The organism is Goodfellowiella coeruleoviolacea, from assembly GCF_024171785.1.
GTDB lineage: Bacteria > Actinomycetota > Actinomycetes > Mycobacteriales > Pseudonocardiaceae > Goodfellowiella > Goodfellowiella coeruleoviolacea.
On the sequence record NZ_JAMTCK010000004.1, the window covers coordinates 498,455 to 514,478 of the forward strand.

Genomic DNA, 16,024 nt, shown 5'->3' on the forward strand with positions numbered 1-16,024 from the left:
GTCATCCGCGTCCTGGACCGCGCGGTCGGGCCGGAAAACGCCGACCCTCTTGACGATCCTCGGCCAGCCCGCACAGCCGACGCGGTCGAGCGCACCGGCCGGCGCACCCCGATCAGGCGGTGTCGTCGGCCGGCAGCAGCGGGAACAGGCGGCTCACCGCGCCCACCGGCCGAGCCCGCTCCGGCCTGGCCGCCGGGTCGTGCTCCCGGTCGGCGTAGCGGGCGTAGATCGCGCGGACCTGGTCGGCCACCTCGCCCAGTTCCTCGGGGGTGAGGAACAGCACCGCGCTGAACGCCTCGTCGTGCCGCCACTCGTCCGGCGCGCGATCGCGGTGGCGCAGCCACCGCTGGTAGCCCTCGTCCTCCAGCTCCCTGGCCAGCGAGCCGAACTCGTCCGGGTCCATCGCCTTGGCAGCGACCGTCCCGCCGGCCGCGGCGTCGGCCCTGGCCAGCTCCGCGGCCACCTGGTCAGCCATCCCCTGGCGCAGCCGCCACGGGCGCACCCGGCCGCGCCCACCCGTGGCCTCCTCCAGGTAGCCGTACCTGGCGAGTTGGCGCAGGTGGAACGAGCACAGCCCAGAGCTGTACCCCAACTCGCGGGCCGCCTCGGTCGAGGTGAGCGTTTCCCGGTCGCGCAGCAGTTCCAGCAGGGCGGTCCGAATCGGGTGCGTGGGGGCCGCCTGCTCGTCGCGGGTTTCTGGCAGGTCCTGGGGCATCCTCAGAGACTTTACCGGCACACCCCGACCGGCAACCGCCAGTCGCTCGCTGAGCAGGGCGGCGCGCTCCAGCCGGCCCGCCCGGTCAGGCGCGCAGCCGCAGCCCCTTGGGGGTGGCCCGGAACCCGGCGTCCCGCAGCACCTGGGCCAGTCGGGAGGTCAGCGCCTCCGCCCCGTCGGCCCGCTGCACCGCCAACTGGCCCAGCCAGCCGTCCCGCACCGCACCGGTCAACGCCTCGGCCGCGACCCGCAGCGCGGGCTCGTCCTCGGTGAACGACAGCAGCGACCGGCCGCCCCGCTCCACGTACAGCACGGCCAGCCCGTCCACCAGCACGGCCAGCGCCCCGGCCTTGCGCGCCGGCCGGTGCTTGGTCCCACCCACCGGCGCCGGCCACGGCAGGGCCGCGCCGTACGGCTGGGCCGGGTCGGCCGCGGCCAACACCACGGCCTCGACCGACTCGGGCCGCTCCTGGCCGGCGGCCCGGCTCACCGCCCGCAGCCGGTCCACCGCGCCCCGCGCCGCGAACTGGGCCGCGCCCAGCCCCTCCACCACGTAACCCCGGACCACCTGGCCGGACTCCTCCATGGCCCGCAGCACCCGGTACACCCCGCTGAACCCGCCGGTGACCCGCTCGGTGTCCAACGCGCCCCTGGTGAGCACCCCGTGCCGCTCCAGGAACGCCTCGGTGCGCGCGTGCGCCCGCCGTGTCGCGTCCAGCTCCCGATCCACCGCCAGCGACCAGCGGCCGGCCACCGTGGGCGGCCCGGTGCGGCTGGGCATGGCCGGTCGGCCCGCGCGCAGCCGCGCGTACCGGCCGCGGGGCGCGCTCCGCCGCGGCTTGTGCGTGGCACCCCGACCGGACACCACCGCGCGCAGCGGCGCCAGCGTGTCGTTGGTGACCAGCCCCGCCCACACCAGGTCCCACAGCGCCGCCACCACGTCCTGGTCGGCGGGTGCGGCCGCGGCCGGGTCCTCGGCCAGCAGCACGGCGCCGGCCCGGTCGACGACCTGGCGGAAGAACAGCGCGCCGCCGTCCAGCGCGGCCAGCACCGCGCGGTGCAGCGGTGTGTCCGGTGCGGACTCGGCCACCTCGGGCAGCAGCAGGTCGGCCACGTCCGTGGGCGCGAACGCCACCCAGCCGTCGCCGCCGGCCAGCGCACCGCACCCGGTCCAGGTCACCTCACCGGACGCGGTCAGCTCGTCCAGCAGCGCCGGCGAGTACCCGGGCAGCCGCGCCGGCAGGATCAGCGACTCCACCGCGCTGGCCGGCAGCGGCGCGCCCGCCAGCTGCTCGATCACCGCCAGCACGTCGTCCACGCCGGGCACCGAGCGCAGCGACCGGCGCCGGCCCACCCCGTGCCAGCCGGGCAGGAACCGGCCCAGCGCGGCCGGCTCCACCGGCTCCACCTCGGCCCGCAGCCGCGCCAGCGAGGCCCGCCGCAGCCGCCGCAGCACCTCGGCCTCGCAGTACTCGGTGTGCGTGCCGCCCGGCCGCAGCTCACCCCGCACCAGCCGACCCGAGCCGACCATCCGGTCCAGCACGGCGGTGACCACGGCCACGCCCAGCCCGAACCGCTCGGCCGCGGCCAGCGCCGGGAACGGCCCGTGCGTGCGCGCGTACCGGAACAGCAGCTCACCCAGGGGGTCGGCGACCGGCTCGGTGAACACCTCGGGCACACCCACCGGCAGGGCCACCCCCAACGCGTCGCGCACCCGGCCGGCGTCCTCGATCGCGATCACCCGCTGCTCGCCGGCGACGCGCACCCGGATCGCCCGGCGCTGCGCCACCAGCTCGTCCAGCCACGCCGGGTCGACCCCGCGCTGCTCGGCCTCGGCCACGGACAGGTCACCCACGAACCGCAGCAGGTCGGCCGCGCCCTCCAGGTCGCGCACCCGCCGCTCCGGTGTCAGCCGCTGCAGCGACGCCTCGACCTCGGCCACCACCTCCGGGTCCAGCAGCTCCCGGATCGCCTCCGCGCCCAGCAACTCGGCCAGCAGCGTGGAGTCCAGCGACAGCGCCGCCGCCCGCCGCTCGGCCAGCGGCGCGTCCGCCTCGTAGAGGAACATGCCGACGTAGCCGAACAGCAGGCTGCGCGCGAACGGCGACGGTGTGGGTGTCTCCACCTCCACCACCCGCACCCGCCGCGCCCGCACGTCCGCCATCAGCTCGCGCAGCCCCGGCACGTCGTAGACGTCCTGCAGGCACTCCCGCATGGCCTCCAGCACCACCGGGAACCGCTCGTACTGGGCGGCCACCGACAGCAGCTGCGCCGCGCGCTGGCGCTGCTGCCACAGCGGGGTGCGCCGCCTCGGATCGCGCCGGGGCAGCAGCAGCGACCGGGCCGCGCACTCCCGGAACCTGGCCGCGAACAGGGCGGATCCGCTCACCTCGGCCACCACCACCTGCTCGACCTCCTCCGGGTCCAGCAGCACGTCGGAGGCACCCGCCACCACCTCGGCGCCCTCGGCGTCCACCGCGTCGGGCAGCCGCAGCACGATGCCGTCGTCGGAGTGCGCGACCTGCGCCTGCACCCCCCGCTGCTCGCGCAGCCGGGCCGCGATGGCCAGCGCCCACGGCGCGTTGACCTGCGCGCCGAACGGCGAGTGCACCACCAGCCGCCAGTCGCCCAGCTCGTCGCGGAACCGCTCCACCAGGATCGTCCGGTCGTCGGGCACGTGCCTGGTCGCGGCCTGCTGGTCGGCCAGGTAGGCGAGCAGGTTGTCGCACGCCCACTCGTCCAGCCCCGCCTGCTCGGCCCGCTGCCTGGCCCGGTCGCCGTCCAGGCTGACCAGTTCCCGCAGGAAGGCACCCAGCGCCCGGCCCAGCTCCAGCGGCCGACCGGGCGCGTCGCCCTTCCAGAACGGCATCCGGGCCGGCTGCCCCGGGGCCGGCACGACGACAACGCGGTCGTGGGTGATGTCCTGCACCCGCCACGACGAGGTGCCCAGCAGGAACACGTCGCCCACCCGCGACTCGTAGACCATCTCCTCGTCCAACTCGCCCACGCGCGAACCCGAGCCGTTCTCACCCGGTGGGGTGGTCACCGTGAACAGCCCCCGGTCCGGGATGGTGCCGCCCGAGGTCACCGCCAGCCGCTGGGCACCGGGCCGGCCACGCAGCTGGCCGGTGATCCGGTCCCAGGTGATCCGGGCCCGCAGCTCGCCGAACTCCTCGCTCGGGTACCGGCCGGCCAGCATGTCCAGCACCGCGTGCAGCGCGGAGTCGGGCAGCGCGGCGAACGGCGCCGACCGCCGCACCAGGCTGGCCAGCTCGGTCACGTCCCACGGCTCGACCGACACCATCGCCACCACGTGCTGGGCCAGCACGTCCAGCGGGTTGCGCGGATACCGCAGCGCCTCGATCGCCCCGTCGCGCATCCGCTCGGCCACCACCGCGCAGGACACCAGGTCGCCCCGGAACTTCGGGAACATCACGCCCCGCGACACCGCGCCCACCTGGTGGCCGGCCCGGCCGACCCGCTGCAACCCGGACGCCACCGTGGGCGGCGCCTCCACCTGCACCACCAGGTCGACCGCGCCCATGTCGATGCCCAGCTCCAGCGAGGAGGTGGCCACCACACACGGCAGCCGCCCGGACTTCAGCTCCTCCTCCACCTGGGTGCGCTGCTCCCGGGACATGGACCCGTGGTGCGCCCTGGCCACGACCGGCGCCACGCCCCTGGCCACCCCGGACTCACCGATCGCCTCGGCCGGGAACCGCTCCCGCGACTCGCCCGTGCCGGTGTCGACCAGCCCGGCCGCCTCCTGGTCCTCCAACGCCAGTTCGTTCAGCCGCGCGGTCAGCTTCTCGGCCAGCCGCCGCGAGTTGGCGAACACGATCGTGGACCGGTGCGCCTGGACCAGGTCGAGCACCCGGCGCTCCACCGACGGCCAGATCGACGGCCGCGCCTGCCGGTCCGGCAGCGGGCCCCCGAGGTCCAGTTCCGCGTCCGGATCCGGCTCGGCCGCCGCGTCGAACCGGTCCGCCCAGCTCGTGGCCGCGGGCGGCGGGGCAGCGGAGCCGCCACCCAGCTCGGCCATGTCCTGCACCGGCACCTCGACCCGCACCTCGACCGTCTTCGGGATGGCCGGCTGCACCACCCGCACCGGCCGGCCCCCGGCCAGGAACGTGCTGACCTCCTCCACCGGCCGAACCGTGGCGGACAGCCCGATGCGCTGCGCCGGCTGGTCCAGCAGCGCGTCCAACCGGTCCAGGGACAGGGCCAGGTGGGCGCCCCGCTTGCTGCCGGCCACCGCGTGCACCTCGTCGACGATGACGGTCCGCACGCCCCGCAGCGACTCCCGCGCGGCCGAGGTGAGCAGCAGGAACAACGACTCGGGCGTGGTCACCAGCACGTCCGGCGGCCGGCGGGCGAACGAGCGGCGCTCGTCAGCCGGGGTGTCGCCGGTGCGCATGCCCACGGTGATGTCCGGCTCGGCCACGCCCAGCCGGTGCGCGGCCTGGCGGATACCGGCCAACGGGGCCCGCAGGTTGCGCTGCACGTCCACCGCCAACGCCTTCAGCGGCGACACGTACAGCACGCGGCAGCGGTGCTTCGGCTGGTCCGGGGGTGGTTGGCTGGCCAGCTGGTCCAGTGCCCACAGGAACGCGGCCAGCGTCTTGCCCGACCCGGTGGGCGCGATGACCAGCGCGTGCTCACCCTGGGCGGCCGCCTGCCACGCCCCGGCCTGTGCGTCGGTCGGCGCGGCGAAAGCGCCGGTGAACCACTGTCTGGTCGCCGGCGAGAACAGGTCGAGCACGTCCACACGCCCATACTCACCCACCCCACCGACAATCTCCGCCCCCGCGGGGTGTGCTTGGCCACGCCGCATGTTCGAGCGTCCCGCGCATGGTCCACGTCGAACCCTCCCCGACCGGCGCCAACCTGGTGCTGCACGTGTCCGGGCACGCCCTGATCATCGACCGCGGCGCCGCCCAGGTCCTGGCCACCACCCTGGAGGAGGGCAACCACTGCGCCGTGCCGATCCAGCACGTCCACGCCGGCCACCGCCTGCTCAACGCCCTGTCCACCGACGAAGGCGACAGGTACCTGTGGCTGGACCTGCACGGCACCGAGATCCGCCACGACCTGTCCGCCCCTGAACTCCGCCGCCTCATCACCGCCCTGCGCGTCTGATCACCCGGCGTGCTGTTCCTCCTTCACCGAGGCGAGGAACGCGCCCCACCTGGTCGACGCGAAACCCAGCACCGGCCCGGCCACGTTCTTGGAGTCCCGCACCAACACCGTGACCGGGCCTAACGCCACCTCAACGCAGTTCGTCTCGGTGCCGCTGTAGCTACTCTTCCTCCAGAAAATCTGGCAGGTCATCCTCAGTCCTCCCGGGGGCGCCCAGCTCATTGGCCAGCGCGGCCAGAAACACCCTGGATTCTGCCTCGTCCAATGCCAGTCCGGCGAGCCGCTTCCACTCACTCCGGTAGAACGCGATGTCAGTCTTCTGCTCCAAGAACACGCTGGCCCCAAGCGCTTCGAGGTGCACCACGCTCCTGCGGTCCGGGAGATCCATAATCATGAACGCGTCCGGAGCGGCACCCATGCCAACCGCAGTTGTCACCACTCGAATGTTGGCGCAGGGCCGGGTGGCCATGAAGATCAGGTGAAACAACTGGCCACGCATGATCTCAGGGTTCTCGGTCTGGCAGCGCAGCGCATTCTCGTGGATCAGAAAGGCGCACGGCGTGGGAAACTCGCCGCGCATGATCTCCTTCTGGGCCATTCTGGCAGCGACTCGCGGCTCGATGTCCTCATCCCGCACTCTTCCTGAACCACGCATCAGTTCGCGGGTGTACTCAGGCGTCTGCAACAAGCCGGGCACATAAAAGGGCTCATAGTTGAAGATGGCGTCAGCGTCCCACTCGTGCCGAATGAGCACCTTCAGCTGATCGGGAAGTCGTCCTCGGTGCGTGCGCAGGAGATCGGCGTCGTTCGCCCGGGTGACCATCTCAAGAATCCGCTTCCGGTGCTCGCCGGTGACCCGGCACACCGCCAGATAGGCGCTGACGTCCAGTGCGTTGAACCCGAGCTTGCCCGACTCCATCCGGGACACCTTGCTCGGGTCCCAGCCGAGCAAGTGGGCCATAGTTGGTCCGGTGAGCTTCTGCGCCTTCCGACATGCCCGCAGTTCCGCACCGAGTTCCCGACCCCGAACCGTTGACGCCACATCACCCATGACGTCCCCCTTCCACGTGTGGACCACGCGGGAGACGGTAGAGATCCCGCACTTCCTGGCAATGGCCTGTCCGCATGTTTCCCCCAAAAGCTGGACCACATGCGCCGGTGCCACGTGGTTTTTCTACTTTCGGCCTCTAATGCCCTAACCCACACCGGGGGACCCTTGCCCACCAGCGATCGACGAAGCGTTCTTGTCCTCTTCGCAATCGTTCTCGCGACCACCACCCTGACCGCCTGCGGTAGTGCCACCGCTGATCTCCGAAACCCAGTAATCCCGAAGGTGACCGCCAAGCTCAGCAGCGCGCCACCGAAGCCGGCCAGGCCTCAGGAACTCACGCTCGACGGCAAACAGCCGTGCGACCTGCTGTCGCGGCAGGACTGGCCGAGGTTCTTCATCGAAAAGGGCGGGAAGCTTAGCCACACGGATGTGCTCAACGCGGAGCAGTGCCTGTACAACACGAATGTTGGGGGATTCGGCTTCATCTTGAGTGTTGCGCACGGTATCAACTACTGGACTCAAGCCGACACCGCGGAGAAAATATATTACACCGATCCGGTTGAGGGATTTCCTGCGTTGGAGCGCCCGGAAAGTTGGGACCAGGGGCGTTGCGACATCATCGTGGATGTTGCGGATGGCCAATTCCTGCTGGCCACTGCGAGTACTCTGCCGGATGCTGAGTCGAAGCTCCCACCCAAGTGTGTGGTAGCGCGTCAACTGGCCGAGATCGCCATCAACGCGCTGGTGAACGCGATTACTCCCACCGGGTGATGGTGATCGCACTACCCCGGAACCCCGGCCGGACCGTCGCCCCGTTGCACTACCGTGCCCGTGACCACGTGACTACGGAGGGGATGCATGCCGTTCTTCGAGAACGCGGCCGACCAGCTGCTCGGGCTGGGCCAGCGGCAGGATGTGGGCCAGCCGGCGGGTCCAGCGCCCTACGGTGGCCAGGTCAAGCTGGTGGTCTCGCCCGATCAGGTGTTGACGCTCAAACAAGAGTTCGAGACGCTCCGTGATGAGGTGCGTGATTTTCTTTTTGATGAGAGCGAAAACTTGGCGGCGAAGCCGATGGGGGCCGATCCTGTTAGTTATGACGTGGCTGACACGGTGGGGCAGAATGCGGAAACGGCCGTCGAATGTGCGCGTAATTATGTGGCGCAGTTGAACGGCGTGATCGACTCGCTGGAGCAGCAGGCCAAGCAGTACGCCCTGGTTGAGGACGCCAATACCAACGCTTTCCGGACTCAGGGGGCGTGAGTATGCAGAAATTTCTTGCAGTTGGCGTTAGTCTGCTTGGTGCCGTTGCTCTGGCTGGATGCAGTGGAGGGGCGCCCGGTGCGGCGACGACGCCGACTGGTGCGACTACCAAGACCAGTGCTACTTCGGCGAAACCCAATCGGCCGCAGGAGTTGAAGCTTTCCGGCAAGCAGCCCTGTGAACTGCTGCCGCAGCAGGAATGGGCAAAGTTCTTCATTGAGAAGCAGGGCAAGGCTCGCGAAAACGAGAACTTCGGTGGACCTGAGTGCTACTACAGCAATGATGTCGGCTACTTCGATCTCCACTTGAATCCCTCGCAGGGGATTGAATACTGGACCGAGGCGGAAACCTCGGAAAAGATTGAGTACGTCGATCCCGTAAAAGGGTTTCCCGCTGTTGAGCGTGGAGATACTCGGGATCCTGGGCGTTGTGACGTCATCGTGGATGTTGCCGATGGTCAGTATTTGCGGACCGTGGCATCCATCGACAAGGGACGCGAGTCACAAGTTCCACCGCGATGCGAGCTGGCGCATCAGCTGGCTGAGGTCGCTGTCACCACTCTGATGAACGGAAACTGAGCAAGAGAAGGGGGCAATCATGGCTGTGGGGGAGTACAACTGGGACGCGTGGTCGCACGCCCAGTTGCACGGCATGATCAACGGGCGGACCGTCTCGGAGAGCACCGATGGTGAGGGCACGACCAGGTCGCTCAGCAGGCCGAATCTGAATGCCAAGGGGGTTCAGGGGTCGGTCGCGACGTCGGACGCGTGGCGTCGGTTCACCGAGCTGATGGCCAGTGCTGAGGAGCGGACCAAGGCCGCGATCGCCCGGGCTGGGGCCTCGTGGGAGGGGGCCGCGGCTGACGCGATGGCGTCGGGAATGAACCCGTTGGCGCAGTGGGCGGCGGACGCCGCCACCGCTGGTAGTGCGACCCAGAGTGGGCACAGTGCGCTGGTGGACTACTACGCGTCGGCGAAGAACTCGGTGCCGGAGCCGGTGGCGGTGGACTCCACGGCGAACTCGGACTTCTTCGGCATCCCGGCCGGGTTCACGCACCTGCTCGGTGGGCAGACCGACCAGGACGTGCAGGAGCGGGCCGCGCAGCAGGCCAAGGCCGAGGCCGTGCGGGTGCTCAACGACTACCAGGCGAACTCCGCCTCGGCCGCGTCCGGTCTGGGGCAGTTCGTCGCGCCGCCCACGGTCGTTGCCGAGGTCGGTGGTGCGCAGCAGCCGGAGCACAACGAGGTCAGGCAGCGGACCGGCACCGTGGACCAGCTCTCCGCCGAGCGGGAGAACTACGCCCGGCAGTGGGAGCAGCAGAAGAAGGTCATCACCGGCCAGCCCAACGACGGGCGGCCGGACGGGATCGCCCAGCCGCCGCAGGTGGGCGGGAACCAGGACGGCGGCGACACCCAGCGGTCCGGCACGGGGCGTACCGACCAGACCAACCAGTCCGACTGGCAGCAGTCCACGGTGCGGCCGGGGCTGATCGACCACCCGGCGTACCGGCCGGGACCGGTGGTGCCTCCGGTCGGCACCCCACCGCCGACCGTGCCGCCGGGGTTCCTGCCGCCGGGTGGGGTGTCCCCGGTGGGTGGCCCGGGCGGAACTGGTGGTTCGGTGCGCGGCGGGAGCGGTGTTGGTGACGGTCGGTCGGGTGCCGGGATCGGCGGTGGTCGGGCCGGTGCGGGTGTGGGTGGCGGCCGAGCGGGTGCGGGCACTGGCGTTGGTGGCGGTCGGTTCGGTGCTGGGCTTGGCCCGGAGGGTGGGTCGAACGCGCGTGGTGGCCTTGGCACGCGGGGGCCGGGGGCGGTCGCCGGGGCACTGGGCGAGGCGGCTGGGGCGCGGCCGGGTGCGGCCGGCTCGGGCTCGACCGGGGCGGCGGCGGGTGCCAGGGGCGCGGCTGGTGCCGGTGCCATGGGTGGTGCCGCCGGTGGTCGCGGCGGCAAGGGCGAGGAGGACAAGGAACACCGCTCGGCCGCCTACCTGCAGGACAGCCACGACGACTTCTGGCTGGACGACACGCGCGTGGCGCCCCCGGTGATCGGGGAGCAGCCGCAGCGATGAGCAGTCAGTTCACGCTGTCCTGGCTGGAGTACGACTTTCTCTGGGAGAACCTGGGCCTCGGCGCGAAGCCGACCGTGCTGGCCATCGACGGGCACGGCTACACCCGGGACGAACGCGCCCAGTTGCGCGCCCAGGCGTGGAGTTCCCTGCGGGACAAGGGGTTTGGGCAGCCCGGTGACTGGCGGCCCGAGTTGGAGCGGTGTCTGGTCACGCTGGCGCGGCCCGAGTGGGAGGTGGACGCCCGGCTGCACCTGGACGCGCACGGCCCCCGGGTGTCCGGGCTGGCAGCGTCCGCCGGGCTGTTCGGCGTGCTGGCCAGGTTGGACGCGCAGGCGCTGACACTGCGGCCGGTGGCGGCCAGTGGGCTGGCCGGGGCGGCGGTGTCGCTGTTGCCGGAGCACCGGGTCGGGCCGGGCAAGTCGGTGACCATGCCGGCCGAGCAGCTCGACCGGGCCGCGGCCCAGGCCGGGTCGGACCGGGTTCGGCTCGCGGCCAACCTGGTGAGCACCGGACTGTCCACTGCGGACGCTCAGCGGGTGGCGGCGGTGCTCGGCAACGTGGTGCGGTTCGGGCAGTTCGGGGTGGCGCGCACGGCACGGCCGGGGGCGCGGGCCCGCGCCGGCCACGTGGTGAGCTTCTACGACAACCCCGAGGGGCGGTACCTGTTCACCCGGCGGCCCAGTGGGGGCGGCGACTGGGTGACCCTGGCCGGAGCCGACACCGCCGGGCTGGTCCGCCAGATCAGCGAACTCGTCACCGCGCTGGGTGACTGACCGGGCGCGTGCCACGGCCCTGCCGCGCGTTGTCGGGCCCGGCAGGGCCGTGCGTGGGTGGGGTCGGAGTCAGAGCTTGCCAACGCCGGCGCCCGCCGAGACGATCGACGGGATGTTCGCCGCACTGTCCAGTGTGTACGAGTAGTAGCTGCCAGGGTTGCCCACGCTGCCCTTGGTCTGCGGGGAGCCGGAGCCCGAGTAGACGTTGTTGCGCTCGACCAGGCGGCCCTCGTCGCTGTCGCCGGTCTGGATCACGGTCGGGTTCTTGACGTTCTTGAAGTAGTTGCCCTCGACGAGCACGCCCGCGTTCATCGTGGACGCGACCCCGTACGAGCCGACGCCGTCGTAGTAGTTGTTGTACACGTGCACCGGGTCGGCGAAGCGCACCCTGGGGTGGCGCTGGGTGGTGCCCTGGAACCAGTTGTGGTGGTAGCTGACCCGCAGGTGGCCCAGGTCCTGCGACGAGTTGTCGTCGCTGTGCCCCAGCAGCATGGTCTTGTCGTGGTTGTAGAAACGGTTCCAGGAAACGGTCACGTAGTCGGAACCGCGCTTGATGTCGACCAGGCCGTCGTGGCCGTTGGTGAAGTTGTTGTGGTCGATCCAGACGTGGTGGGTGGACTCCTGCAGGTTGATCGAGTCGTCGGCGGCGTTGGTGAACGTGAGGTTGCGGATGATCACGTTCTGCACGGTGCTGAGGTTCAGCCCGCCGCCGGTGATCGTGGCGTTCGAGCCCACGCCCACGATCGTCTTGTTGGACGCGACCTTGTTCATGCCGCTCAGCGTGATCGTGCCGGAGACGTTGATGACGTAGGCACTTGAACTCTGGGCGTACTTGAGCAGGTCGCTGGCGTTGCTGACGGTCACCGTGGTGCCGCCGGCCCCGCCGGTGGTGCCGTTCTGGCCGGAGGCGTTGACCGCGGCGTAGCCCACCGGCTTGGCGTCGGCGAACGGCGAGTCGGCGGGACTGGCGGCGGTCGCCGCGGTGGCGCCCGCGAGGACGAGGCCGAGCGCGGCCGTGGCCGCGGCCGCCCTGCTCCGTGATGAAAGAAATGAAAACGTTGTCATACTCTTTTCATAGAGCGCGTTTCCGGCCGGCTCAATGCCCCGTTGGTCGTAACCTCACCGCAACGTCTCGGAAAGCACTGTCGAATACCCGTCGAACGGCTGCGAGCAGCGGAATTCAGGGGATGGCCTCCCCCGATCGGGCTACGCATGGCAGCATCGACGCGGCGTCGCGGGCGCGGCGCGCGGGACAAGGGGAGAACGTTGCGCGTCCTATCGGTTGACCTGGGCACTTCCAACACCGTCGCGGTGCTGTCCGCACACGGTCGGCCGCCGAGGGTGATCGAGGTCGACGGTTCGGCCACCATGCCGTCCGCCGTGTTCGCTGCCGAGGACACCACCATCGTGGTCGGCCGGGACGCCGAGCGCAGGGCCCGGCTGGACCCGGCCCGGTTCGAGCCCAACCCGAAGCGCCGCGTGGACGAGGGCGCGCTGCTGCTCGGCGACAAGGTCGTCCCGGTCACCGACGCCCTGGCCGCGGTGCTGACCAGGGTGCACGAGGAGACCGCCAGGCAGTTGGGCGGCGCGCCACTGGACGAGGTGCGGCTGACCCACCCGGCGCAGTGGGGGCCGGTGCGGCGCAACGTGCTGCTGTCCGCCGCCCGGCTGGCCGGCATGGGGCCCACCCTGACGCTGGTGCCCGAACCGGTCGCGGCCGCCGCGCACTTCGCCTCGTTCCCCGACCAGACCCTGGCGCCCGGCCAGGCGCTGGCCGTCTACGACCTGGGCGCGGGCACCTTCGACGTGGCCGTGGTCGGCGCGACGCCCACCGGGTTCACCGTGCTCGCCGAGAACGGCCTGCCCGACCTCGGCGGCCTGGACGTGGACCAGGCGCTGCTCGAACACGTCGGCCGGTACGTGTCGCAGCGCGACCCCGGCCAGTGGCAGCGGCTGCTGCGACCGGAGTCGACCGCGGACCGGCGGGCCAGGCGGGCGCTGTGGGAGGACGTCAAAGCGGCCAAGGAGGCGCTGTCCCGGCACCCGCAGACGGAGGTGCCCATGCCGGAGCCGTTCGAGGACGTGCTGGTCACCAGGACCGAGCTGGAGGCGCTGATCCGGCCGAGCCTGCTGCGCAGCGTCGAACTGCTCACCGACACCGTGCGCTCCACCGGCATGGCGCCCGAGCACCTGGCCGGCATCTACCTGGTCGGCGGGTCCAGCCGGATCCCGCTGGTGGCCACGCTCATCGGCGAACAGCTCGGGGTGGTCCCGACCAGCCTCGACCAGCCGGAGACCGCGGTCGCGCTGGGCGCGCACCACGTGCCGCAGGACGGTGTCAGCCAGCGCACCCAGGACCTGGCCGCGCAGTCCGCCCCGGCGGTGGCGGACGCGCCCACCGTGATCACCGGCCCGGCGGTGGGCACCGGGCCCACCCCGGTGGCCACGGGACCGAACCCGGTGGCCACCGGCCCGTCCACCGGCGGCTTTCCCAGTGCCGGGCAGCTCGGCGGCTTCGCCGCCACCTCGCCGCTGCCGGCCAACCCGGCGTTCCCGACCAGCGGGCCGCAGCCGGCCATGACGGCCGGACTGCCCCAGTACAACTTCCCCACCTCGGTGCGGCCCACCTCGGCGCCCGCCGCGCCCGCCTCGGACGGCGCCGCGCAGCGCCGGCTGCTGCTGATCAGCGTGGCCACGGCCGCGGTGGTGGTGCTGGCCGTGGTCGGCGGGATCTTCCTGTTCCGCCCGTCGTCGCAGGTGCCCAGCGTGGCCGAGTGTCAGCAGGCGGGCGACAAGGACGACCGGGGCTTCACCAGCTGCCTGCGCCAGCTCGCCGGTGCCGTGCCGGACAAGAACTCCTGCCAGCCCGGCGACTCGGCCGGGGTGTCCGGGCTGTCGGACCTGAAGGGGGTCGCGGTCAGCTGCCGGCTCGGTGACGGCTACTCGGTCGAGTACGTGCACACCGACTCGGTGCGCACCGCCGAACAGAGCGCGACCGCCGCGGTGGCGCTGAACAAGAGCGAGGTGGTCCAGGCCGACTGGCGGGGCAACGGCCTGGACGGCCGCTACCAGGCGTCGGCCGACAGCGGTGCCGGCATCCTGGTGTTCACCGTCAAGGACCGGCCGGTGCTCGGCATCATGAGCAAGATCGACAGCGGGTCGCGCGGGCGGGAGCTGACCGCCGGCGCCCTGGCCGACTACTTCGAGAAGAACGTCCAGCCCGGCACCTGATCCGCTGCGGGTCCCACGTCCGGCCCTAGTTGCGGGCGGTCACGGTGTGTCACGCTCACTCACCGTGGGGGCGGTGGGGCAGGGGTTGGCAGGAGAGCCGCGTCGAGCGCGGCACAAGGTGCTCGGCGTGCTGGTCGGCACGCAGGTGCTCGGCGCGACCGGGGTGGGGCTGGCCGCGGTCACCCCCCTGGTCGCCGCGGCCATGACGGACTCACCCGTGGTCGCCGGGCTGGCGCAGACCGGCACGGTGGTCGGCGCCGCGGTGTTCGCGCTGCCCGTGGCGGCGCTCGCGGCGCGCCGGGGCCGCCGCCCCGCCCTGCTGTTCGGCTACGGCGCCGGCGCGGTGGGCGCGGCGCTGGCGGTGGCGGCCGTCACCACCGGTTCCTGGCCCGGGCTGGTGGGCGCGATGGTGCTGTTCGGCGGCGGGCTGGCGGCCAACCTCGCCGCCCGCTACGCAGCGGCCGACCTGGCCCCGCCCGCCCAGCGCGCGCGAGCCGTGGCCACCCTGCTCTGGGTGGTGACCGTGGGCGCGGTGGCCGGTCCCAACCTCGCCGGCCCGGCCGACGCGCTGGCCGCCGCCCTGGGCCTTACCGAGGGCACCGGGCCGTTCCTGGCCGCCGCGGTGGTGTTCGCGGCGGCGGCCGTCGGCGTTCTCGCCGGCCTGCGGCCCGACCCGCTGGACCTGGCCAGCACCGCCGGGCACGCGGACCAGCCCGTTCACCACCCGGTTCCGCCCGCCGCACACGACCACCTCCAGCCCGGGCCGCCGGTCCGGGTGCGCCGCGCCGGGGTGTGGCGGCGGCTGGACGCGACCGGCCGGCTGGCCCTGGCCGGCGTGGCCACCAGCCACCTGGCCATGGTCGGCCTGATGTCGATGACCCCGGTGCACATGGGGCACGGCAGCGCGTCGCTGACCGTGGTCGGCGTGGTGGTCAGCGTCCACGTGGCCGCCATGTACGCGGCCAGCCCGCTGTTCGGCTGGATGGCCGACCGGTTGGGCCGGGTGCCCGTGCTGGCGGTGGGCGCGGCCCTGGTGGTGGCGGGCGCGAGCATCTCGGGCATGGCCCCGGCCACCGACGCCCCGCAGTTGGCCGCCGGCCTCACCGTGCTGGGTTTCGGCTGGTCAGCCGCGTTGGTGGCGGGGTCGGCGCTGCTCACCGAGTCCGTGCCGGCCCAGCTCCGGCCGGCCGCCCAGGGCCTGGCCGACCTGTGCATGAACATCGGCGGCGTGCTCGGCGGCGTGCTGGCCGGCGCGGTCGTCACGGTGTGGTCCTACGGCGCGCTCGGCCTGGTCGTCGGGTTCAGCGCGCTGCCGCTGCTGGTGATGTGCATGGCGGCGAACCCCCGCCCCGCGGGCTGAGGGAACACCCGCCTGCCGACCGGTGGCTCAGGTCACCGCTTGCGCCGCGACCACAGCGCCCACAGGCCGACGACCACCGAGGAGACCAGGGCGGCCAGCACCACCACCTGGCCGAGCGGGGTGGACAGGCCGGTCGGGTCGGCGACCTGGGCCAGCGGCGGGACCGCGGTCAGGTGCGCGGCCTGGGACATCAGCACGAACCGAGCCTACCGGGCGGGCTAGCCTGGACAGCGATGCGCATTACGGTTTTCCGAAGGATGATGGCCGAGGAGTTCGGCGAGGTTCGCGCCGAGATGATGGCCCGTGACCACGTGTTCTCCGCGCTGGGTGGGCGCACCGCCGACCAGGCGCTGGACGCGGGCCTGCCGCCCAAGGAGATCTGGTTGGCGGTGTGCGACGCGTTCGACGTGCCCAGGGAGCGGCGGTAG

15 protein-coding genes are annotated in these 16,024 nt (G+C 72.0%); 9 read left to right on the top strand and 6 right to left on the bottom strand.

Annotated features, from left to right (window positions below):
• Window positions 1-112: 112 nt before the first annotated feature.
• Window positions 113-715 (bottom strand): winged helix-turn-helix domain-containing protein, encoded by a 603-nt coding sequence (locus LX83_RS11095; RefSeq protein WP_253770025.1) that lies wholly within the window; start codon window positions 713-715, stop codon window positions 113-115.
• An 85-nt stretch (window positions 716-800) separates the two neighbouring features.
• Complete coding sequence (locus tag LX83_RS11100; RefSeq protein ID WP_456356009.1) at window positions 801-5,483, bottom strand: ATP-dependent helicase; 4,683 nt, start codon at window positions 5,481-5,483, stop codon at window positions 801-803.
• A gap of 83 nt (window positions 5,484-5,566) precedes the next feature.
• Here LX83_RS11100 and LX83_RS11105 point away from each other — a divergent pair, with 83 nt between their 5' ends.
• Window positions 5,567-5,854 (top strand): hypothetical protein, encoded by a 288-nt coding sequence (locus LX83_RS11105; protein WP_253770029.1) that lies wholly within the window; start codon window positions 5,567-5,569, stop codon window positions 5,852-5,854.
• Here LX83_RS11105 and LX83_RS11110 read toward each other — a convergent pair whose 3' ends face one another.
• Window positions 5,855-6,046, bottom strand: coding sequence for a DUF397 domain-containing protein (locus tag LX83_RS11110; protein ID WP_253770031.1), 192 nt, complete (start codon window positions 6,044-6,046; stop codon window positions 5,855-5,857).
• Window positions 6,015-6,905, bottom strand: a complete 891-nt coding sequence (locus LX83_RS11115; protein WP_301327929.1) for a helix-turn-helix domain-containing protein — start codon at window positions 6,903-6,905, stop codon at window positions 6,015-6,017. The genes LX83_RS11110 and LX83_RS11115 overlap by 32 nt, the downstream gene beginning before the upstream one ends.
• A 99-nt stretch (window positions 6,906-7,004) precedes the next feature.
• Here LX83_RS11115 and LX83_RS11120 point away from each other — a divergent pair, with 99 nt between their 5' ends.
• The 5 genes from LX83_RS11120 (at window position 7,005) to LX83_RS11140 (ending at window position 11,005) form a co-directional block, all read left to right on the top strand.
• On the top strand, window positions 7,005-7,676 hold the full coding sequence (locus LX83_RS11120) for a DUF3558 domain-containing protein (RefSeq protein WP_301327930.1): 672 nt from the start codon (window positions 7,005-7,007) through the stop codon (window positions 7,674-7,676).
• Between the two features lie 87 nt (window positions 7,677-7,763).
• On the top strand, window positions 7,764-8,165 hold the full coding sequence (locus LX83_RS11125) for a PE domain-containing protein (protein WP_253770035.1): 402 nt from the start codon (window positions 7,764-7,766) through the stop codon (window positions 8,163-8,165).
• Between the two features lie 2 nt (window positions 8,166-8,167).
• Complete coding sequence (locus tag LX83_RS11130) at window positions 8,168-8,743, top strand: DUF3558 domain-containing protein (RefSeq protein WP_253770187.1); 576 nt, start codon at window positions 8,168-8,170, stop codon at window positions 8,741-8,743.
• A 19-nt stretch (window positions 8,744-8,762) separates the two neighbouring features.
• A complete protein-coding gene (locus LX83_RS11135; protein ID WP_253770037.1) occupies window positions 8,763-10,232 on the top strand; it encodes a PPE domain-containing protein in 1,470 nt (489 codons plus the stop codon).
• Window positions 10,229-11,005, top strand: a complete 777-nt coding sequence (locus LX83_RS11140; protein WP_253770040.1) for an ESX secretion-associated protein EspG — start codon at window positions 10,229-10,231, stop codon at window positions 11,003-11,005. The genes LX83_RS11135 and LX83_RS11140 overlap by 4 nt, the downstream gene beginning before the upstream one ends.
• Window positions 11,006-11,074: 69 nt before the next feature.
• Here LX83_RS11140 and LX83_RS11145 read toward each other — a convergent pair whose 3' ends face one another.
• Entirely contained in the window at window positions 11,075-12,070 is a 996-nt protein-coding gene (locus LX83_RS11145) for a pectate lyase family protein (RefSeq protein WP_253770042.1), read from the bottom strand.
• A 201-nt stretch (window positions 12,071-12,271) separates the two neighbouring features.
• Between LX83_RS11145 and LX83_RS11150 the strand changes: the two genes are divergently transcribed.
• Together LX83_RS11150 and LX83_RS11155 are read left to right on the top strand one after the other, a co-directional pair.
• Window positions 12,272-14,236 carry an Hsp70 family protein gene (locus LX83_RS11150; protein WP_253770044.1) on the top strand — a complete coding sequence of 655 codons (1,965 nt, stop codon included), beginning with the start codon at window positions 12,272-12,274 and terminating at the stop codon, window positions 14,234-14,236.
• A 73-nt stretch (window positions 14,237-14,309) separates the two neighbouring features.
• Window positions 14,310-15,596 (top strand): MFS transporter, encoded by a 1,287-nt coding sequence (locus LX83_RS11155; RefSeq protein WP_253770046.1) that lies wholly within the window; start codon window positions 14,310-14,312, stop codon window positions 15,594-15,596.
• 32 nt (window positions 15,597-15,628) lie between these two features.
• Here the strand turns inward: LX83_RS11155 and LX83_RS11160 are convergent, their stop codons facing one another.
• Window positions 15,629-15,793 (bottom strand): hypothetical protein, encoded by a 165-nt coding sequence (locus LX83_RS11160; protein WP_253770212.1) that lies wholly within the window; start codon window positions 15,791-15,793, stop codon window positions 15,629-15,631.
• 36 nt (window positions 15,794-15,829) lie between these two features.
• On the opposite strand from LX83_RS11160, the gene LX83_RS11165 reads away from it, so the two are divergent.
• On the top strand, window positions 15,830-16,024 hold the full coding sequence (locus LX83_RS11165) for a DUF3046 domain-containing protein (protein WP_253770048.1): 195 nt from the start codon (window positions 15,830-15,832) through the stop codon (window positions 16,022-16,024).